Source organism: Kribbella sp. VKM Ac-2568 (genome assembly GCF_004345365.1).
In the GTDB taxonomy this organism is placed as follows: domain Bacteria; phylum Actinomycetota; class Actinomycetes; order Propionibacteriales; family Kribbellaceae; genus Kribbella; species Kribbella orskensis.
The window spans coordinates 509,111-529,173 of the sequence record NZ_SLVF01000004.1 but is presented as its reverse complement, the minus strand read 5'-3'; the positions used below and the strand labels follow the sequence as shown (position 1 = coordinate 529,173).

Sequence of the window (20,063 nt, the reverse complement as noted above, 5' to 3'; positions counted from 1 at the left end):
GCGGGGGTGAGGTCGGCATCCGTGCTGAGCACGGATCCACCACGGAAAGAGCCACCGAAAGGGCCACCGAAAAGACCCACGGATGGACGATCATGGGCGGATGGTCCCCGGTGGTGAGGTGGAGATCTCGGCCCGCGAGGCCGAGGTGCTGGGCGCGATCGCCGACCACCGATCGAACGCCCAGATCGCCGCCGCCTTCCACATCTCGGTCCGGACTGTCGAGAGCCATGTCTCCTCCCTGCTCCGCAAGTACGGAGTCGCCGACCGCAGGGAACTCGCCGACCTGGTAGCCGAGCCGAAGCCGAGTGCAGCGGGGGGAAAGAGCACAGCCACAGGCGCAGGCGCAGGCGCGGGTACGGGTGCGGGTGTCAGCGGATTGCCGGTGAGCCGGACTACCTTCGTCGGGCGCGAAGCCGAGGCGGGGGCGCTGCGCGACGCGCTGCGGGAAGCCGGGCTGGTGACCCTGCTCGGTCCCGGCGGGATGGGCAAGACCCGGCTGGCTGCCGTGATCGCCGCGGAGTCCCCCGATCCGGGCGCCTTCATCGACCTGGTACCAGTGCGGAGCGGATTGGTACTGCGGGTCGTGGCGGCCGCCCTCGGAGTGACGGAGCGACCACCCCAGCCGCTGGATCAGGCGTTGGTGGAACGGCTACTCCCGGGCCGTTCGCTCCTAGTACTGGACAACTGCGAGCACCTGATCGCGGAAGTCGCCGAACTGGTCGAGCGACTGCTCGCGGCCTGCCCCGACGTGACCGTACTCGCGACCAGCCGCGAGCGCCTCGGCGTACCAGGTGAACGTGTCGTGCAACTGCCACCGCTCCCCTCCGACTCCGACGGCGTCCAGCTGTTCCTGGATCGCGCACAAGCCGTCGACGCCGCCTTCGCTGCCTCCCCCGCCGACGTTTCCCAGCTGTGCGAGCGCCTGGACGGCATGCCCCTCGCGATCGAACTGGCCGCGGCTCGGACCGGCTCTCTCGGTCTGGACGGCCTGCTGGCCCTCGACAATCAGCTGCGGCTGCTCGCCGGTGGGCGCGGATCCGACCCTCGGCATCGCTCACTGAGCGCAGTCATCGGCTGGAGCCATGATCTCCTCGACGACGATGAGCGGCTACTCTTCCGCCGGCTCGGGATCTACGTGGGCGGCGCCGACCTGGACGCCGCCTGCGCCACCAGTCCGGAGTACACGCGTGGTGAGGTCGCCGACCTGATCGGCCGCCTCACCGACAAGAGCCTGCTGGTACGACGTGGCGCCCGCTGGCGTCAGCTGGAAACGGTCCGAGCGTTCGCCCTCGAACAACTGGAAGCCGCAGGAGAGATCGGACCGGCCCGAGAGCGCCATCTCCGTTGGGCCGTTGCCACGGCCGCCAACTTGGAGGCGGCGATCGACGCCGACCAGGAATGGTCACCTGAGCTCGGTGGTAGGGCGTTGGGCGACGGCGGCCGGGCGGCAGACGAGGATGGCTGGCGATCGGTGTCCGGTGAGGTGGTGGACGATCTGCGGGTCGCGCTCGGTGGGACCGCGGCGGCGGCGGATGCGACGGCGCATCGGCTGGCTCGGTCGTTGGGACATCTGGCGTTCGCGAGTCAGGGCTTCGTCGAGTCGGTCGACCACTATCGAGCGGCGGCGGCGCGGGCGGAGGACGGGGTGACCGCGGCCCGCGATCTGCGCTCCGCTGCCGACGCCTCGCTCATCCTCTCCGACGGGCCGGCCACCGTCCGGTTCTTGCTCGAGGCCGCCGACCTGGCAGTTGCCGACGGCAATGTCCGGGCCGCGATGCTCGCGTCGGCGGTGATCGCGATCAACCGCTACCCCGCCGGATCGATGTACGCGCTCCCCCGCGAGCAGAGCGCCGCTCTGCTCGCCGACGCGCAATCGTCCAGTGACGCTTCCGCCGACGACCCGCACGTGGCGGCACTGCTGGCCACGGCCAAGGCCTGGGAGTTCGGCTCTCGACGGATCGGCGCGGACACCGAGCTCGCGAAAGACGCCGTGGGCATCGCCCGGCGTTCCGGCGACCCCGTGCTGATCGCCGGTGCTCTGGATGGACTAACTGTTGCCTTGGGCAACGCTGGACGGTTGCGCGAGGCGCGGAAGTGCGCCCTGGAACGCCTCCAGCTGGTCGCCCCACTGCCCCGTCACGAGCCGTATGCGGCTGCCGAGATCGTCGATGCGTACCACGTGGCCGCCACCACCGCCGTCGCCACCGGTGCGCTGCCGGCGGCGATGCCCGAGTACCAGCAGGTCCCCACGCTGGTAGCCGGCGCCGGACAGGCGGCCGGGGACCTGGTGGCTGGCGACGGTTCGTACCTCTGGCTCCCCCGGCTGATCCGTCTCAGCGGACTGACCGGTCGCTTCGACGAATGCGTTGCGGCGGCCGACACGCTCTGGGCCAGGTGGGAGCGGGCGGGGTCACCGCCGCAGGAATGGATGGCATCTGCTCTTGCCGTGGCGGCGATGGCCCACGGCCTGCGGCGCGACGGCACCTTCGACACCTGGCAGCACCGCGCGATCGAACTCGCCCGCGCCGGACGCACCACCGAAGCACCGGTGTTGAGCGCGGCAGCCGCCTTCGCCGACGCCCGGGTCGCCGTACACAACGGGAAACTGTCCAGGGAACTGGTCGAGAAGGCCTTCGCGGGATTCGCCGAACTCTGGTGGGCGCCGTACGCCCACGCGGCCGGGGCTGAGCTCGCAGTCGTCGCAGATCTGCCCGATGCCGAGAACTGGCTGGCGGCCGCTGCGCCGACCGCCGCCGAGAACGACTGGGCCGAGGCCTGCCTGACTCGCACCGCCGCGCGTTTGTCAGGTGATATCGCCGCCCTGCGCGAGGCCGCCGAAGGGTTCGCCCGGATCGGTGCTCGGTTCGAACACGCCTGCACCCTGCTGCTGATCCCCGACCGCGTCGACGAAGGCCTGGCTGTCTTCTCGGAGCTGCGCGTCCCGCCGGAGCTACTAGCTGAGCCCGGCTTCGGGTAGCTTCCGCCCTAGTACCGTCAACGAGGGGGCGCGGGTCATGGGCGAGTACGTACAGCTGGGGGCCGTGAAGACCTGGTACGCCGAGCACGGCGAAGGTGAGCCGCTGGTGCTGATGCACGGCGGGCTGCTGGACGCGCGGTCCTTCGACGCGAACGTGCCCGCGCTCGCCGAGCACTTCCACGTGTACACGCCGGAGCGCCGCGGTCAGGGGCACACGCCAGACGTCGACGGCCCGATCAGCTACCAGGTGATGGCCGACGACACGATCGCGTTCCTGGAGACCGTGATCGGCGGGCCGGCCGATCTGGTCGGGCACAGCGACGGCGCCATGGTCGCGATGCTGGTGGCGATGCAACGGCCCGACCTGGTGAACCGGTTCGTGTCGATCGGCGGCGGCTTCAACAAGTCCGGCGAGGCGGATCCCGAGTTCGTCTGGGACATTCCGTCGCTGACACAGTTCCTCGGCCCGGCGTACGGCGAGGTCTCGCCCGACGGCGAGGACCACTTCCCGGTGGTGGCGGCCAAGATCGGCGAGATGTTCGCCAAGGAACCCGACCTGCAGGCGTCCGAGCTGTCCGCGATCACCGCCCGGACCCTGATCCTGGTCGCCGACGACGACATCATGACGCTGGCGCACTCGGTCGAGATGTACGACAGCATCCCGAACTCCGAGTTCGCCGTTGTCCCCGGCACCTCGCACTTCCTCACCCAGGAGAAGCCCGGGCTCGTGAATCAGATCGTCGTCGACTTCCTGACCCACGAGCCCGTTGCGACGACGGCGCCGATTCGCCGCGCGCCGGCTAGCTGACCTGAAGCATCCGGGTGAGGGGCGCTGCGGGTGATGACACGCAAGCTCACGCGGTCAGGTAGTGCAGGGCCAGGACGGTGCAGAGGCCTAGCGCGCAGGCGATGGTGACGTTGCGGGTGTGGTAGGCGACTGCGGTGATGATGGCGGCGGCTGCCAGGAGAGCGGTGGCTTGGGTAGGCGAGGCACCGCGGAGCAAGGTCACTAGTTCTACGGCCACGATGGACGCCAGTACGGCGGGCGCGAGGTGGTCGAGGGCGATCTGGAAGCGGGTCGGTAGCCGCTCGGCGGGCAGCAGGGTGATGAAGGCGATGCGGAATAACCAGGAGACCGCGCCGAGGATGAGCATCGACAGTAGTGCGGTCATCGTCGTACTGCCGATCCAGCTATGACGCCTGCGATGGCTCCGCCGACGATGCCGAGTTCCGGGCGGACGAGGCCGATGACGGCGGCCGCCAGTCCTCCCGTGACTGCGGCCACGACGGCCGGGCGGTTCGTCAGGCGGGGCGCCAGCATGCCCAGGAACATGGCGGTGCCGACGAATACGAGGTGAGGCAACTCCGGCAGCGCGGGGCCGGCGACGATGCCGACGGCAATCGACGATGACCAGAGCACCAGGATGAGGAAGCCGAGCCAGCCCCAGTACCGCCGGAACGTGCGCGGGTCGAGATCGGGACGGGCGTTCGACAGCAGGTACGTCTGGTCGATGACGAAGTGCGGGGCCAGCCAGCGGAACCAGGTCGGCTGGTCCCTGAACCGCCGCGACATCGACGCGCCGTACAGCAGCAAGCGCGAGTTCACGATGGCGGCCGACGCGACGACGACTGCGAACGCGGCGCCTTGATGGACGAGCGTCACCGCGGTGAGTTGTGCGCTTCCGCCGTACACCACACCCGCACCGACCAGACCCGGCAAGGTGCCGAAGCCGAGCGCGGAGATCGTCACGCCCAGCGTCATGCCGAACGCGGCCAGGCCCGGTGCGACCGAAGCAACGTCGCGCAGGGCCAACGCTTGGGGCGGCGCTGTCTTGCCGAGAAGGGACCTCATGACGCAACCGTCCTGCTGATCGCGTACGACGGCTTGGCGGCCAGGCGGTGGAAATGTGGAGAAACCGTGGCGACTGGTCCTCCACCCCGTCTCCATGTCGTCTCCAAGCTTCCGACGGCGACCCCGCCGCAGAGTCGTCGAGACGAAATGGGGCGGGAAATGAGCATGTACGACGTTGTGGTGGTCGGAGCACGGTGTGCTGGAGCCGCGACCGCGATGTTGCTGGCCGAGCTGGGCCACAACGTCGTAATGGTGGACAAAGCGCGACTGCCGAGCGACACGCTGTCGACACACGGGATCGCTCGAGGCGGTGTCGTCCAGCTCGCGCGGTGGGGACTGCTCGATCGGATCGGCGCACCGCCGGTCAGGAATGTGGTCTTCGACGTCGAGGGCAACGCGATAACCCGCCCGATCAAGCACCGTGCGGGCGTCGACGCCCTGATCGCCCCGAGACGCCACCTGCTCGACAGCGTCCTCGCTGACGCCGCACAGCAATCCGGCGCCGGCCTTGTCACGGGTCTGACGGCGACCGGCGTACTGCGGTCGAGCGAGGGCAGGGTCACCGGCATCACCGCCCACACCTCGAAGGGCGACCGCCTGGAATTGCCCGCGCGGTTCGTGGTCGGTGCGGACGGACGCCAGTCGCGAATGACCGGTTTCGTGGGCGCCGAGACGCTGGAGCAGTTCACCCCAACCTGCTCGACCTATTACACCTATGTGGCCGGTCTCGGATCGGACAGCTTCGAGTTCCATGTCGCGCCCGGTGCCTACGCCGGGGTCTTCCCGACCCACGACGACCTGGCCTGCGTCTGGCTGATCCAGCCGACCGATGCGCTGGATTCGGTGCGTACGGCGGGTTCCGCGCGCATCCCGGCGTTCCTCCGGGCACTCGAACAGCTGGTGCCCGGCCTCGGGCGTCGCGTGCGCGCCGGTCGGGTGACCGCGCCGGTCCGCGGTGCTGTCGAGCTGCCGAACTACCTTCGCCGACCCTATGGCCCAGGGTGGGCGCTGGTCGGTGACGCCGGCTACCACCGCGACCCGATCACCGGACATGGCATCACCGACGCGTTCCGTGACGCGGAGTTGCTGGCGACCGCCCTCGATCACAGCCTGCGCGACCCCACGGTCGAGCGGGCCGCCATGGCGTCGTACCAGGACGTCCGGGACGCGATGCTGCGCGAGGTCTTCGACCTGACCCGCGCCCTGACCGCCTTCCCACCGATGGACCGCTTCGTCGAGCTGCAGATCCAGCTCGGCGTGGCACTCGACCGCGAGGCCGAACAACTGGCCGGATTCCCCGGCCGCAACCACCTGATCGCTTGTTGAAGGGAACAGAACCATGACCACCACTACGACCGACAACCGCCGCAACGGCGTCGACACCGCGACACTCTTCGCGACGCTCGACGCAGTCAAGGCACAGCCCGAGATCGCCCGGTTCCAGTTCCGCGCCACCAACAGGTGGATCAGCGGCACGCACAACCGCGGCGTGATCAACGGGTACTACGGGGCTGGGCAGGAGAACACCCGCCCGGCGGACTTCACCTTCGACGCCGACCACCCGCCGGTGCTGGTTGGCGGCGACAACGGTCCGACGCCGGCTGAGCACCTGCTGCATGCCTTGGCCGCCTGCCTCACCAGCGGTCTGGCCAACATCGCCGCCGCCCGCGGGATCCACCTCGAGGAGGTCTCGTCGACAGTCGAGGGCGACATCAACCTGCTCGGCATCCTCGGGCTCGACCCGGAGGTTCGCAACGGGTACGAGGGGATCCGCGTCGTCTTCCACGTCAAGGGCGACGCCGACGCCGAGAAGCTGGCGGGCCTGGTCGAGCAGTCCCGTCGGCGCTCAGCGGTGTACGACGTGATCACGCACGGCGTGCCGGTGACGATCGACGTCGCGACCGCCTGATCACCCCCACAGGCCGGTCTGCCCTTCCCCTGGCAGGCCGGCCTTCAGTGCGCGGCGACCGCCAGGAAAGCCTCGAAGCCATCAAGAGGTTCGGTCACGACGCCCGAACCGGCGATCAGATCACACACCGCCGGAGAGAGCCACAACGATCCCGGCGTCGCCAGATCGGCCAGCGTGATCGCGAGCTGAACGCCGTGCGCGTCGAGCTTGGTCTCGTCCCGCGGTACCTCCGCGATCGCGACTCCGAGCTTGTCGCCGCCGCGCAGCTGGGCGAGCCCGGCTCGCACCGCGGTAGCGGGACCATCGAACAGCACCACCTCACGATCCCCGGGACCCCAGCATCGGCGACCGCCGGCCGCGACCAGCCCCGACGTCAGATCGCCGGCCCGCGGTCCAGCCGGCGCAGCCGCCGCAGCGAGCGCTAGTGGGCGGTCCACCGGACCCGGCAGGTCTCGCACGAACCGCTCCATCGCGTCGATGATCTGGTCAGGATTCCCCGACACGAAGTGGTCGTCACCATCGAGCAAGTCCAGCCGTGCGCCGGGAATGCGCTCGGCGATGAACTGCGCACCCCCGACCTCGACGAGAGCATCGCCGACCCGGTGCACCACCAGCGTCGGAACCCGTACCGCGGGCAACGCATCCCGGACATCCACCAGCGAGTTCATGTCCAACAGCGCTCGCACGGTCGACGGCGTCGCGGACGCTCGCATGCGCTGCGCCCACCACCGCTGCATCTGTACGTCAGCCGACGGGCACCGCATCCGCATGTCGGCCTCCCAGTCCCAGCCGTTGACGAGTTGGTCCGTGTAGGCCTCGCGGTCCTTCTGTGTCCGCGCCCACGGGTAGTCCTCGGACCAGACGCGCTTGGCGTAGGTGCCGTACAGCACCAGACCCGCAACCCGCTCCGGATGAGCCGCCGCGCACAGGATCGCCATCGGCCCGCCCTCCGAGTACCCGACGAGTACGGCTCGGCGGGAGCCGACGGCGTCCATGACGGCCAGTACGTCGTGCATCCGCGTCTCGAGATCCGGCAGGCCGGACGGCCGGTCCGACATCCCAGTGCCACGCTTGTCGAACCGGATCAGGCGCCCGTACGACGCCAATCGGTGCAGGAAATGCGCGTGGCGTGGATCCGCCCAGTCCAGCTCTAGGTGCGACAAAAACCCTGAGATCAGCAAGATGTCGAGGTCGCCGCCGCCGGTCACCTGGTATGCGATGTGGAGACCGTCGCTGACGGTGTAACGGATCGGCTCGATCGACCTCAGCTCGGCCCGCGCCTCGACCGGCGCGACGAACCGGTAGCCCCGGCCGTGCAGCGTCCGGATCATCCGCTGACTGTGACCGTCGTCGCCGAGTGCTCGGCGTACCTGCTTGATCCGGCTGGTGACGGCCGTCTCGCTGACGAAACGGCCGCCCCAGACCGCATCCATCAGTTCCTCTTTCGGAACCACCCGATCACGGTGCGAGACGAGATAGGCCAGCACATCGAAGGCCTGCGGCTCCAACGGCACCGCAATCCCACCCCGCCGCACCTCGAACAAGACCGGGTCGAACTCCACATCCCCACCGAACCCAAGCACCACACCTCGACTATGCGCCTTCGATCCTCACGAGGCGAGCGGGCCAGCCTTCTGAGACACCCGAGTGAGGGGTGCGGGCGTCAGCGTCTGGTGGGTCCGGAGGTAGGCGGCGAAGGTTTCGTGGTCGGTGTTGTTGCGGACGGGGTTCGTGTAGCTCTTGAAGGCTGGGTAGCCGTCCGCTCCGATCACCGTGTAGGCCAGCGCGGACCGGGTTGCCGTAGCCGTACGCGTCCCACGACTCACCGAGCAGCACCCGGCCGTCGGTGTCTCCCGGCTTGTTGCTGTTGGCAACCAGGAGGTCGCCGCGCAACGCCGTACTGCCCGTCGCTGGTTTGGCGGCGATGATGCCGAGGTCGGCGGGGCCGTTCTGCCGGGCGGTCCACAGGGCGGTGAGGACTGCGAGCGCTCTGGGGCGGATCAACTGCGCATAAGTGTCTCCTCCCCTCAGCAGCTTTGGTAAGCACTTTCCGACACAAAGGGGGGCGTGCAGGATGGCGCGGATGTCACTACCAAACGGCGAGTCGGCAAACTCGGTAGGAATTTGTCGCGGGGAGCGCTGTGCCCAAAGAGTTGAAGATCTGATCAAATAGACGAAGTGGTGGTCGGTGTTCCCGCGAAGTCACCGACCACCACCTCTAGCCCACCCCCCCCCCCCGCCGCAACTCAGCGCCGGCTGCAGGGACCTTGAACACCAAGCGGGGACCTGGGACAAGGTATTTCCTATCCGAGGTCCCCGCTCGGTGTTCAAGGTCCCGACTAGTCAGAAGCCCGCCAAAGTGTCAGCAGGTGGCCGTCGGTGCGGCCCAGTCGGCGCGGTCGTTGTAGCGGGATCGGGTGCAGGTCTACGCGTGGGTCGGCGGGGATGAGCCGGCCGAGATCGCGGACCAGGTCGCCGCACAGCTCGACGCCGAGATGACCGCCGTGAAGATGAACGCGAGCGGCCGGATCCAGCCCTCGCCATCGCTTGCCGAGATCAACGAGATCGTCTCTCGTCTTGCCGCTGCTCGTTCTGTGCTTGGTGATTCCCGGGATGTGGCGATCGATCTGCACGGCCGAGTCGGGGTTGCCGCGGCTCGGCGGATTTTGCACAGCGTCGAGGAGTTGCACCCGCTGTTCGTCGAGGAGCCGGTGCTGCCGGAGCATCTGCATCACCTGCCTGAGGTGATCAGTAGTTCCACCGTGCCCGTTGCCTTGGGCGAGCGGTTGTACAACCGGTCGGAGTTCGTTCCCGCGTTGGACGCAGGCGTTGCTGTGGTTCAACCCGACGTGTCGCACGCCGGTGGGATCTCGGAGTTACGGCGGATCGCAGTACTGGCCGAGACGCATGGGGCGTTGCTTGCTCCGCATTGTCCGTTGGGGCCGATCTCACTGGCCGCCAGCTTGCAGGTGTCCTTCGCGACGCCGAACTTCCTGATCCAGGAGCAGAGCCGCGGGCTGCATTACAACGGCGAGAGCGACCTGATCTCGTACGTGGCGGACTCGACACCCTTCACCTGGGTGAACGGGCATGCCGAGTGGAATCCCCTTCCTGGGTTGGGAATCACCGTCGACGAGGACGCCGTACGCGCGGCCGACCAGAAGGGGCACAGCTGGCGCAACCCGGTCTGGACCCACGACGACGGGTCGTTCGCCGAATGGTGATGAACCTGCCCGAGAACGAGGTCGTGCTGGACCTCGAGGACGGCGGCCGGTGGACGTCGTTGCGGATGGCCGGCCGGGAGTGGTTGTGGCAAGGCCCCGAACTCACCTCGGGATCTCGCGAGGGCATGACGTCGTACGTCGATGTCGGTGGCCTCGACGAGTGCTTCCCCACCGTGCGGGGTACGCCCGATCACGGCGGTCTGTGGAACCAGCCGTGGTCGCCCGTGGAGGATGACGAGGACTGGGACGCTGTTCAGTACGAGGATGCCGTGCTGCTTCGCCGCTTCAACGGCGGGGACGTGCCGGACAGTACGGAGACGCACACGATCTGGGCGGACTACCGGCTGATCGCCCCGCCCGGCTTTCGCTTCGTCTGGGCAGCTCACGCCCTGCTCGACTGCTCGGTCGGCGCTTTCCTGGACGTCCCGGACGGCACAACTTGTCGCCTGTACCCGGAGGCCGCTTCGCTGCTGGACTGGCCTGAGGGAGCTCCCTGGGTTGAGGCGAGCTGGCCATCGCCTGCCGGGATTGACTTGGCCACCTACGGGCCCTCCGACGGGACCGCCGTCGGGGCTGTGCTGGTGGACTGTCCGACTGCTTCCGTGGTGGACGGCGCTCTTGAGCTCACCTTGTCGTTGAGTTGCCCTGGGCAACCGGTGTCCACCGCGCTGTGGCGGAACCTCGGTGGCTACCCGGCCGACTCGCCGTACCGGAGTCTGGGTGTGGAGCCGATGCTGGGTCGGGTGTTCGACCTGGCCGAGGCAGGACCTGGCGACGCGGCGGTGGTGCCGGAGTCGGGTGAGCTGACCTGGCGGCTCGTGGTGTCCGCCAGAACAGTTTGAGCTGATGCCCCGATTGCCTCGCGCCCTCGGCCAGAACCCCGTCCTATCTCATCGGTCGAGCACCTCCGCGGGGTCGTCCGCGCGCGGTGCAATACGGTGAACCCGTCTCTGAAGGAGTGCACATGGACCTGCTTGCCGACCTCAGCCAGCGCAAGGTGCTCGCGATCATCCGCGCCGACGGACCGGACCGCGCCTTGGAGTGCATCCGCACGCTGGTGACCGCCGGAATCACCATTCTCGAGGTGTCCCTCACGACGCCCGGCGGCGCGGAGGCGATCGCGAAGGCCCGCTCGGAGTTCGAGCCGTCGGTGCTCCTCGGCGCCGGGACCGTCGTCAGTGCGGCCCAGGCCGACGAGGTCGCCGCAGCGGGAGCGGGCTTCGTCGTAACTCCGGCCATCACCCGCGGCGCCCACCGCAGCGTCGAACTCGGCCTCCCACTGCTGTGCGGCGCGCTCACCCCGACCGAGGTCATCGGCGCCCTCGACCTCGGCGCAATCGCGGTCAAGATCTTCCCGGCCAAGTTGTACGGCCCAGGCTACTTCCGCGAACTGCGCGCTCCCCTGCCGAACGCCCCGCTGATCGCCGTCGGCGGGGTCGACGCCGCGTCGGCCCCGGAGTACCTCGCCGCCGGTGCCTTCGCCGTCGGCATCGGCTCTCCCCTCCTCGGTGACGCCGGCACCGGTGGCTCGCAGTCCGCCCTCGCGGCTCGCGCGGGCGACTTCCTCACGGCGGTTGCCGATGCCTGACGTTCTCACCTTCGGCGAGGCGATGGTCTCGATCCGCACCAGGGCACCCATGCGGCTGGGCGGTGAGGCGCACTTGTCGGTGGCCGGTTCGGAGAGCAACGTGGCGATCGGCCTGGCCCGACTCCGCCACCACCCCGCCTGGATTGGTGCTGTTGGCAACGACGAGCCCGGTCGCCTGATCCAGCGGACCCTCCGCGCGGAAGGCGTCGACACCAGCTACCTCCGTTTCTCCGACGACTCCTTCACCGGCTTCATCGCCTTCGACCAGCCGGCCCACGACATCACCCGAGTCAGCTACCACCGCCGCGGCTCGGCCGCCTCCACCCTGACCGCCGACGAATGCGTCATCGCGATCACGGCAACTCCTGGCCAGGCGGCTCCGCGGCTGCTGCACGTCACCGGGATCACGCCGGCCATCTCGGAGTCAGCTCGTGCCGCGACGCTGGCCGCAGTACAGGCTGGCGCTAAGGCCGGGCTTGGGGTGTCTCTGGACGTCAACTACCGCGCTCGGCTGTGGTCTCGCGCGGAAGCAGCCGCCGCGTTGCGTGACCTACTTCCCTACGTGACAACAGTCTTCGCCTCGGACGACGAGCTCGACATCCTCACCGACGCCACCGAGCCGATCGCCGATCTGCTCTCGCGCGGCATCGCGGAGGTCGTCGTGACAGCCGGCGGCAAGGGCGCCTGGTCGCACTCCATCGACGGCGTCATCCACCGCCCAGCACTTCCCGTCACCGTGGTGGACTCCATCGGAGCAGGCGACGCGTTCGTCTCCGGCTACCTCTCCGCCACCCTCGACAACCTCGCCACCGAAGCCCGCCTGGACCGCGCCACCTCCTCCGGCGCCTTCTGCGTAGGAGCCCACGGCGACTGGGAATCCCTCCCCACCCGCGAAGACCTGACCCTCCTCACCCACACCGACGGCACCGCCCTCCGCTGACCGGAACGCGCCGGCAACAGGACAGCGCAGCACGTCGACCCAGCCGTCATCGACGACATCGCCGACTGGGTCGGATGAGGCCGGCTTACTGCAGGTCGGTCTACAGCAGGTCGCCCTGGGCGGCGACCTCGGATTCTGGGTCGATGGGCAGCACGATCTTGAAGCGGGTGTCGCCTGGCTTCGAGTCCACCCGGAGGTCGCCGTGGTGCTTCTTCACCACGATGCGCCAGGAGATGTCGAGGCCCAGGCCGGTGCCTTCGCCGATCGGCTTGGTGGTGAAGAACGGCTCGAATATCCGGTTGCGGATCTCGTCGGGGATGCCCGGTCCGTTGTCGCCGATCTCGACCACGGCATAGGCGCCGTCGCGCTTGGTGCGCAGCGTGAGGGTGCCGGAGCCGCTCATCGCGCCGACCGCGTTGTCGATGATGTTGGTCCAGACCTGGTTCAGCTCGGCCGCGTACGCCGGGATCGGGGGCAGCTCGGGATCGAAGTCCTTCACCACCGTGATGCCGTCCAGCTTGCTCGACATCATCACCAGCGTCGACTTCAGCAGCTCGCGCAGATCCACCACCTGGAAGGGCGCACGGTCGATCTGCGAGTACTGCTTGGCCGCGCCGACCAGGGTGGAGATCCGGGTCACCGAGTCGTCGATCTCGTTCATCAGCGACTCGGTGTCGATCGTGTACATCAGCCAGCGGACCGCACCCTCCAGGTACTCCGGTCCGACGGCGGTCAGCACCTCCTCCATCCACGGCACGTCCAGGCCGACCGCGGCCAGCACCGGCGCGACGTCCCAGCTGTTGCGCACGTCGTGGTCTTCCAGCCAGTCGGTCAGGGAGTCCTCGGCGTCGCTGAGCTCCATCGGGGAGAGCTCCCGCGCCTTCGCCACCCGCTCGACCGCTTCCTCCTGGATCGCGACGAGCTGGTGCAGCTTCGTTGTATCAAGGGTGCCGTCGGCAAGCATCGCCAGCTTGCTGCGCATCCCGGCGACCCGTTGGCGCAAGGTCGCGGCAGCGCGTACGGCGGCAGCGGCAGGGTTGTTGAGCTCGTGCGTGAGTCCGGCCGACAACGAGCCGAGGGCGAGCAACCGCTCGCGCTGCCCCATCGTCTCGTTGGTCCGGCGCATCCCCATCACGAAGCCCTCGATCAGGTGCACCGCCATCGGGAACCAGGTGTTCATCATCGTCGCCATCGTGCCGGCGTCGATCACGAAGAACTCCGACAGCTCGAGCACGTACATCGACGCCGTGTAGGCCTTGCGGTCGTCGGCGCCGAAGAATGCGTTGAACGCACCGGCGTACACGCCGCGCTGAGCGGTCCGGTTGATCTCCACCTCTTCGCCCTGGAGCAGCTTGCACAGCCGGATCGAGCCGGACGTCATGACGTAGCAGCAGGTGGCCTCGTCGCCCTCACGGAACACCCGTCCCTCGTCGACCTTGATGACGTATCCCTCGCGGGCCAGCCAGTCGAGCTGGTCGTCGTTCAGGTGCTCGAACAGGAACAGCGTGCGCAGCTCGTCGCGACTCATCCGGACGGTGTCATCGGTCGTCGTCATCAGAGCATCTCCAGGTATCGGTGTACCAAGGTCACTGCCATCGCGCCGTCGCCCACCGCGGAGGCGACCCGCTTCACCGACTCGGCCCGGACGTCACCGGCCGCGAAGACTCCCGGCATGCTCGTCTCCAGGTGGTACGGATCGCGGTCCAGACTCCAGCCCGGCGGCCGGCCCCGCAGGTCCGGCCCGGTCAGGACGAAGCCCCGGTCGTCGCGCAGCAGGTCACCCGGCAGCCAGTCGGTCCGTGGCGCCGCTCCGATGAACACGAACATCCACTCCGTGTCCACCTCCCGGCTCTCGCCCGTCGCGCTGTTGGTCAGCGTCACCCGCTCCAGGTGGTCGGACCCCTTGCAGGAGACCACCTGGGTGCAGGTGTGCACCTCGATGTTGTCGATGCCGTCGATCTGATCGATCAGGTACGACGACATGGTCGCCTCGAGTGAGGGACCTCTTACCAGCATATGCACGCGTTTCGCGTGTTTCGAGAAATAGACCGCGGCCTGCCCGGCGGAGTTCGCGCCGCCGATGATGTAGACCTCCTGGCCGGCGCAGCTCGGGCCCTCGGTGGTCGCCGAGCCGTAGTAGATCCCACGGCCGCAGAGGTCGTCCACGCCGGGAGCATCCAGGGTCCGGTAGGAGACGCCGGTCGCCAGGATCACCGAGTGCGCGGAGATCTCGCTGCCGTCGGAGAACTCCAGCCGCCGGGCCGACCCGATCGTCTCCAGCCCGACCACCTGCCGGGCCGTGAGCAACTCGGCCCCGAAGCGGATCGCCTGCCGCCGGGCGCGATCGGTCAGCTGAGCCCCCGACACCCCGTCGGGGAATCCGAGGTAGTTCTCGATCCGGCTCGACTGGCCGGCCTGGCCACCGGTCGCGACGGACTCCACCAGTACCGTGCGGAGCCCCTCGCTCGCGCCGTACACCGCGGCTCCGAGCCCGGCAGGACCGCCGCCGACCACGACCAGGTCGTAGAACTCCTCGGCGGGATGGGTCGACAGCCCGACCTTGTCAGCGAGCTCGGCCTCGCTCGGGCGGATCAGCACGGTGCCGTCCGGGGTGATCACCACGGGCAGGGTCGCGCCGTCCACTCCGGCCGCCTCGAGCAGGCGCTTGCTCTCGTCGTCGTCGACGCCCATCCAGCGGTAGGGCACCGCATTGCGGGCCAGGAAGTCCCTCGCCTCGAACGACGGAGCCGACCAGCGGTGACCGATCACCCGGGTCTCGTCGGTGGGCAACTCCGGGGTCGAACGCCAGAGCTCCAGCATCGAGTCGACCACCGGGTAGAGCTTCTCCTCCGGCGGGTTCCACGGCTTCAGCAGGTAGTGGTCGAGGTCGACGACGTTGATCGCCTGGATGGCCGCATCGGTGTCCGCGTACGCCGTGAGGAGGACCCGGCGGGCGAGCGGGAACAGGTCCATCGCGGCCTCGAGGAAGTCGATCCCGGACATCCCGGGCATCCGGTAGTCCGCGAGCAGCAGGGCCACCGGCTCACCCCGCAGCTTGAGCTCGCGGAGGGCCTCGATGGCCTGGTCCGGCGCTTCCGCCCGGACGATCCGGTTCTCCTCGCCGTACCGGCGGCGCAGGTCGCGGGCGATCGAGCGGGAGACCCCCGGGTCGTCGTCCACGGTCAGGATCACCGGGCGGGCAGATGACGTAGGCATGCTCCTTTCATACCAGCGCGGGGCGAATTCCGGAGCACGTTAATCCACAGGCGTAAGCCAACTCCCCGGCAACCGGACGTCACGGCAGCGCCGCGAGGTACGGCGCGTGGCTGTTCCGGAACTCCCAGTTGTAGTACCTGTCCTAGTTGATCGACCACGTCATCAGCCCCCCGGAACGACGGGGAGGCGCCGCCGCGGAGGGTGTAGCCACCGCAGTTCTGGCCCTTCACCGGACAGTCGAGCGCCTGGTGAACGGCTGCGGGGGCGGAAGCCGCCGCGGGCTGGTGGCAGTTTTTCGCCAGCGGCTAGTTGAAGCCAAAAAGGTGAACAAGCGGTTACTTGTGCGGGACGCTCTGAGACGTCCGGGCTCGGGGGCGGGCGACCGGGGCGACAGCCGCGGTCAGGACACGAGGGACGCACATCCGCCCGTCCCTCCAGCACTGGAGGAATCGCGTGAACCATCTGTCCTTGCGTCGGAGGACCGCGTTGATCGCGGCCGCCGTCCTCAGCACCGCCGCCTTCGCGGCACCGGCCGGGAACGCGGTACTGCCCGCGGCTTCGCCGGGCTCTCCGCCACCTGACGACCTCAGCACCTCGATGCGGCTGCCCAAGTTCGCGCCCGGCAAGTACGTCGTGACGCTGGCCGACCAGCCGCTCGCCACTTACACGGGTGGCGTCGCCGGGCTGAAGGCCACCAAGCCCGCCAAGGGCCGCAAGGTCGACACCGCCAGCGCCGACTCGAAGGCCTACCGCGGCTTCCTCGACGGCCGCCACAACCAGGTCGCGGCGAACGTCGGCGCCAAGGCGACCCGGCACTACTCCACGGCGATCAACGCGTTCGCAGCGAACCTGACGAGCACCCAGGTCAGCCGGCTGAGCAAGACGCCGGGTGTCGTCGCGGTGACGCCGGACCAGTTGCACAAGGCCCTGGACGACAAGAATCCCGCGGACTTCCTCAAACTGTCCGGCAAGTCCGGCGTCTGGTCCGCCCTGGGCGGCAACGCCGAGGCCGGCAAGGGCGTCGTCGTCGGCGTCGTGGACACCGGCATCTGGCCGGAGAGCGCGTCGCTGTCGGGCCCGAAGCTCGGGACGACGCCGACCGCGGCGGACCCCTACAAGCCGTACCGCTCCGGTGACACCATCGTCATGCACAAGGCCGACGGGGACGACTTCACCGGCGCCTGCCAGGCCGGCGAGGACTTCACCGCCGACCTGTGCAACACCAAGCTGATCAGCGCCAAGTTCTTCGGCGACGCGTGGCTCGGCGCGACCCCGCCCGAGGCCCGGGAAGACTGGGCCTCGCCGCGTGACGGTGGCGGCCACGGCACGCACACCGCGACGACCGCGGCCGGCCGGGCCGGGGTGGACGTCGCAGAGGGCGGCATCAACTTCGGCACCATCTCCGGCATCGCCCCGGCGGCCAAGATCGCCGTCTACAAGGCGCTGTGGACCGGCAAGAACGACGTCGGCTCGGGCGGCTACACGTCCGACATCCTCGCGGCGATCGACCAGGCCGTCGCGGACGGCGTCGACGTGATCAACTACTCCGTCGGCTCGATCTTCGAGTCCTCGCATACGGACCCGGTCCAGCTCGCCTTCCTGTCCGCCGCTTCGGCCGGCATCTTCGTCTCGGCCGCAGGTGGAAACTCGGGCCCGTACGAATCCACGCTGGACAACACCTCCCCCTGGGTCACCACCGTCGCCGCGAGCACCGTCGCGCCGTACGAGTCGACTGTTGTCCTGGGCAACGGTGAGAAGTACGCCGGCCTCAGCACCAGCGTCGCCAGCTCGGTCAGCAGCAAGCCGCTGGTCACCGGCGCGGCCGCCAGGACCGCCGCCAGCACCGAGTACGACGGCTCCCAGTGCCTGCCGAACACCCTTGACCCGGCCCAGGCGACCGGGAAGATCGTGGTCTGCGACCGCGGCGTCGGCGCTCGCGTCGACAAGTCCGCCGAGGTCAAGCGCGTGGGCGGCGTCGGCATGGTCCTGCTCAACCTCACCGACCAGGACATGGTGGCCGACTCGCACTCCGTCCCGACGGTGCACCTGAACACGCCGGGCTCCCTGTCCGTCAAGACCTACGCCGGTACTGCGGGCGCCACGGCGCAACTGGTTCCGGGCAACCTGACGAGCAAGACCACGCCGTACCCGCAGATCGCGGACTTCTCCTCGCGTGGTCCGTCCCTGTCCAGCAACGGTGACCTGCTCAAGCCGGACCTGGCCGCACCGGGTGTGAACGTCCTGGCCGCGGTCGCGCCGCCGAGCAACGACGGCCACAGCTTCGCCTTCTACTCGGGCACCTCGATGGCGGCTCCGCACATCGCCGGTCTGGCCGCGCTCTACCTGAGCAAGCACCCCGACTGGACTCCGATGATGGTCAAGTCCGCGCTCATGACGACCACCAGCGACGTCAAGACCGCGACCGGTGCTGTCAACGACGACCCGTTCGCTCGCGGGGCCGGCGAGGTCCAGCCGTCGAAGATGCTCACCCCTGGGCTCGTCTACGACTCCGGTGACGCCGACTGGCTCGGCTACCTGGAAGGTACCGGCGTCAACACCGGTACCGGCGTACCGGCGATCGACCCGAGCAACTACAACACCCCGTCGATCGCGATCGGCCAATTGGTCGGCACGCAGACGATCACCCGCCGGGTGACCGCCGTGACCGCGGGGCGCTACCGGGCGACCGTATCCGTGCCCGGGATGAAGGCCGTCGTCACCCCGTCGATCCTGAACCTCCAGGCGGGTCAGACGAAGTCCTTCACCGTCAAGCTCACCCTGGACACCGGGTTGTCCAACGTGAGCACCACCGGTTGGCTGACCTGGCAGGGCGCCGACACGTCGGTCCGCAGCCCGATCGTGGTCAAACCGACCTCCGTGGTCGCACCGACCGCGGTCTCGGGTTCCGGGGCTACCGGTAGCGCTTCCTTCGAGGTCACCGCGGGCAAGGCCGGCGTACCGATCCGGGCGAACGGCGTCGTCTCGGCGCCGCTGGTTCCGGGCTCGGTCCCCGCTGGTGCGGCGGATGCCGACCTGCCGAACTACCCCGTCACCGTGACTGCCTCGACGAAGGCCGTCCAGTGGAACATCAAGACGGTGGACCCGGCGGGCAGCATCTGGCTCGTGCTCTACAAGGTGGTCAACGGTCAGATGCAGGCGCTGTCCTTCGAGGGCGACGGCTCGAACCAGGCATCCGCGACCTTGGCCGCGCCCGAACCCGGCGTCTGGGGTGTCCTCGCGATCACCCTCTCGAACCCGCCGGGCGCCGACACCACGCAGTACACGATGCAGACCAACGTGGTGACCGGTGGCAGCGGGCTGACGGTGACGCCGTCGGTCACGCCCGCGGCAGGCAAGCCCTTCCAGGTCACGGCCTCGTGGTCCGGGCTGCCGACGAACCAGCGCTCCACCGGCTTCGTCGAGTTCCCGAACCGGGCCGGCACGGTCGTGACGATCAACTAGCCGATCAACAAGCACCGCGGAGCTGAACCGCCCTTGGGGCAAAGGGCGGTTCAGATCCAGCGGCGGCGGGCAGCTTGCACGCCGGCCTGGAACCGGGTCTGCGCGCCGAGGGATTCCATCAGCGCGCGGACCCGGCGCTGGGTGGTCCGGGGGCTGATCCGCAGGTGCCGGCTGATCTTGTCGTCGGTCGCTCCGCCGGCGAGCAGGAGCAGGATGTCGCGATCGGCGGGCCGCAGACTCGTGAGGTCGCCACTGAACGGCAGGGCCGGCATCGGGATCGAGAGCGCCCACAGCATCTCGAAGGTCGCGATCAATCCGTCGAGCAAACCCGATGACCGGATTAGCAGGTGGTAGTCGCCGACGGCCCGCTTGGTCAGCCCGATCAAGGCCGTGTCGTCATCACCAACAGCCATCTTCATCGGCACCTGGGCGAGGACGCGGCTCACCTCTCCCGCCGACTGCAACTCCGGCAGCACCCCCATGATGTCCTGGCTCTCGAAGACCTCGGTGCCGTAGATCGCCCGGTAGCAGACCCCGGCCCGCAACCGATCCAGCTCCAACTGCTGCTGGTTCGACGGCGGAGTCACGTACGGCGGCCGATCGAGCACCCGTACTTCGCGCTTCGCCTCCTCCTGCAGCCGCTCGTACGCCCGGAGCAGGGTCGGGCCGTCCTCGATCAGCTCGACCTGGTTCCCGGTCAGCACCGCCTTGCCGCGGGACCCTCGCAGCTCATCCGCCACGCTGCGCAATCTCGACAACTGCGCATCGAGCTCGTCCAGCGGATCCGCGAGAGTCTCTTCGTCCTCCACTACGCGTTCATCCTGCGTCGCCTGGTCGTCGTACACCGCCGGCCTCTTCGTCCGCTCGCCATCACCCACAGAGGGTCAGAGTAGAC

Annotated in this window: 16 protein-coding genes; 9 read left to right on the top strand and 7 right to left on the bottom strand. The window is 68.8% G+C overall.

Features of this window, described 5'->3' with window-relative positions; translation table 11 throughout:
• The first annotated feature begins 82 nt into the window (after positions 1–82).
• A complete protein-coding gene (locus EV648_RS13775) occupies positions 83–2,977 on the top strand; it encodes a LuxR C-terminal-related transcriptional regulator (RefSeq protein WP_132290095.1) in 2,895 nt (964 codons plus the stop codon).
• Between the two features lie 37 nt (positions 2,978–3,014).
• Positions 3,015–3,785 (top strand): alpha/beta fold hydrolase, encoded by a 771-nt coding sequence (locus tag EV648_RS13770; RefSeq protein ID WP_132290092.1) that lies wholly within the window; start codon positions 3,015–3,017, stop codon positions 3,783–3,785.
• 46 nt (positions 3,786–3,831) lie between these two features.
• Here EV648_RS13770 and EV648_RS13765 read toward each other — a convergent pair whose 3' ends face one another.
• Both EV648_RS13765 and EV648_RS13760 read right to left on the bottom strand, forming a co-directional pair.
• On the bottom strand, positions 3,832–4,149 hold the full coding sequence (locus tag EV648_RS13765; RefSeq protein ID WP_132290089.1) for an AzlD domain-containing protein: 318 nt from the start codon (positions 4,147–4,149) through the stop codon (positions 3,832–3,834).
• Positions 4,146–4,829, bottom strand: coding sequence for an AzlC family ABC transporter permease (locus tag EV648_RS13760; RefSeq protein ID WP_158293985.1), 684 nt, complete (start codon positions 4,827–4,829; stop codon positions 4,146–4,148). The genes EV648_RS13765 and EV648_RS13760 overlap by 4 nt, the downstream gene beginning before the upstream one ends.
• 159 nt (positions 4,830–4,988) lie before the next feature.
• On the opposite strand from EV648_RS13760, the gene EV648_RS13755 reads away from it, so the two are divergent.
• A complete protein-coding gene (locus tag EV648_RS13755; protein WP_158293984.1) occupies positions 4,989–6,155 on the top strand; it encodes an NAD(P)/FAD-dependent oxidoreductase in 1,167 nt (388 codons plus the stop codon).
• A gap of 13 nt (positions 6,156–6,168) precedes the next feature.
• On the top strand, positions 6,169–6,738 hold the full coding sequence (locus EV648_RS13750; RefSeq protein ID WP_132193207.1) for an OsmC family protein: 570 nt from the start codon (positions 6,169–6,171) through the stop codon (positions 6,736–6,738).
• 44 nt (positions 6,739–6,782) lie between these two features.
• Here the strand turns inward: EV648_RS13750 and EV648_RS13745 are convergent, their stop codons facing one another.
• Together EV648_RS13745 and EV648_RS43210 are read right to left on the bottom strand one after the other, a co-directional pair.
• Positions 6,783–8,324, bottom strand: a complete 1,542-nt coding sequence (locus tag EV648_RS13745; protein WP_132290080.1) for an alpha/beta fold hydrolase — start codon at positions 8,322–8,324, stop codon at positions 6,783–6,785.
• 24 nt (positions 8,325–8,348) lie between these two features.
• Positions 8,349–8,564: a hypothetical protein gene (locus EV648_RS43210; protein ID WP_199234587.1), complete on the bottom strand. Its 216-nt coding sequence runs from the start codon at positions 8,562–8,564 to the stop codon at positions 8,349–8,351.
• 591 nt (positions 8,565–9,155) lie between these two features.
• On the opposite strand from EV648_RS43210, the gene dgoD reads away from it, so the two are divergent.
• The 4 genes from dgoD to EV648_RS13720 all read left to right on the top strand — a co-directional run bounded on the left by dgoD (position 9,156) and on the right by EV648_RS13720 (position 12,490).
• On the top strand, positions 9,156–9,962 hold the full coding sequence (gene dgoD, locus EV648_RS13735; protein WP_241995130.1) for a galactonate dehydratase: 807 nt from the start codon (positions 9,156–9,158) through the stop codon (positions 9,960–9,962).
• Positions 9,962–10,804, top strand: a complete 843-nt coding sequence (locus EV648_RS13730; RefSeq protein ID WP_132290077.1) for a hypothetical protein — start codon at positions 9,962–9,964, stop codon at positions 10,802–10,804. Before dgoD ends, EV648_RS13730 begins: the two co-directional genes overlap by 1 nt.
• A 122-nt stretch (positions 10,805–10,926) precedes the next feature.
• Entirely contained in the window at positions 10,927–11,550 is a 624-nt protein-coding gene (locus tag EV648_RS13725) for a bifunctional 4-hydroxy-2-oxoglutarate aldolase/2-dehydro-3-deoxy-phosphogluconate aldolase (protein WP_132290074.1), read from the top strand.
• Positions 11,543–12,490 (top strand): sugar kinase, encoded by a 948-nt coding sequence (locus tag EV648_RS13720; RefSeq protein ID WP_132290071.1) that lies wholly within the window; start codon positions 11,543–11,545, stop codon positions 12,488–12,490. Before EV648_RS13725 ends, EV648_RS13720 begins: the two co-directional genes overlap by 8 nt.
• 100 nt (positions 12,491–12,590) lie before the next feature.
• On the opposite strand, the gene EV648_RS13715 is transcribed toward EV648_RS13720, so the two are convergent.
• Positions 12,591–14,045 (bottom strand): ATP-binding protein, encoded by a 1,455-nt coding sequence (locus EV648_RS13715; protein ID WP_132290068.1) that lies wholly within the window; start codon positions 14,043–14,045, stop codon positions 12,591–12,593.
• Positions 14,045–15,706, bottom strand: coding sequence for an FAD-dependent oxidoreductase (locus EV648_RS13710; protein WP_132290065.1), 1,662 nt, complete (start codon positions 15,704–15,706; stop codon positions 14,045–14,047). Before EV648_RS13710 ends, EV648_RS13715 begins: the two co-directional genes overlap by 1 nt.
• A gap of 468 nt (positions 15,707–16,174) precedes the next feature.
• Between EV648_RS13710 and EV648_RS13700 the strand changes: the two genes are divergently transcribed.
• On the top strand, positions 16,175–19,168 hold the full coding sequence (locus tag EV648_RS13700) for a S8 family peptidase (protein WP_199234586.1): 2,994 nt from the start codon (positions 16,175–16,177) through the stop codon (positions 19,166–19,168).
• 50 nt (positions 19,169–19,218) lie between these two features.
• On the opposite strand, the gene EV648_RS13695 is transcribed toward EV648_RS13700, so the two are convergent.
• On the bottom strand, positions 19,219–20,046 hold the full coding sequence (locus tag EV648_RS13695; protein ID WP_132290059.1) for a helix-turn-helix transcriptional regulator: 828 nt from the start codon (positions 20,044–20,046) through the stop codon (positions 19,219–19,221).
• Positions 20,047–20,063 lie beyond the last annotated feature (17 nt).

Coding starts and splice junctions, on each gene's coding strand:
- EV648_RS13775 (WP_132290095.1), top strand. CDS start 83: ATGGACGATCATGGGCGGATGGTCCCCGGTGGTGAGGTGGAGATCTCG.
- EV648_RS13770 (WP_132290092.1), top strand. CDS start 3,015: ATGGGCGAGTACGTACAGCTGGGGGCCGTGAAGACCTGGTACGCCGAG.
- EV648_RS13765 (WP_132290089.1), bottom strand. CDS start 4,149: ATGACCGCACTACTGTCGATGCTCATCCTCGGCGCGGTCTCCTGGTTA.
- EV648_RS13760 (WP_158293985.1), bottom strand. CDS start 4,829: ATGAGGTCCCTTCTCGGCAAGACAGCGCCGCCCCAAGCGTTGGCCCTG.
- EV648_RS13755 (WP_158293984.1), top strand. CDS start 4,989: ATGAGCATGTACGACGTTGTGGTGGTCGGAGCACGGTGTGCTGGAGCC.
- EV648_RS13750 (WP_132193207.1), top strand. CDS start 6,169: ATGACCACCACTACGACCGACAACCGCCGCAACGGCGTCGACACCGCG.
- EV648_RS13730 (WP_132290077.1), top strand. CDS start 9,962: ATGAACCTGCCCGAGAACGAGGTCGTGCTGGACCTCGAGGACGGCGGC.
- EV648_RS13725 (WP_132290074.1), top strand. CDS start 10,927: ATGGACCTGCTTGCCGACCTCAGCCAGCGCAAGGTGCTCGCGATCATC.
- EV648_RS13720 (WP_132290071.1), top strand. CDS start 11,543: ATGCCTGACGTTCTCACCTTCGGCGAGGCGATGGTCTCGATCCGCACC.
- EV648_RS13715 (WP_132290068.1), bottom strand. CDS start 14,045: ATGACGACGACCGATGACACCGTCCGGATGAGTCGCGACGAGCTGCGC.
- EV648_RS13710 (WP_132290065.1), bottom strand. CDS start 15,706: ATGCCTACGTCATCTGCCCGCCCGGTGATCCTGACCGTGGACGACGAC.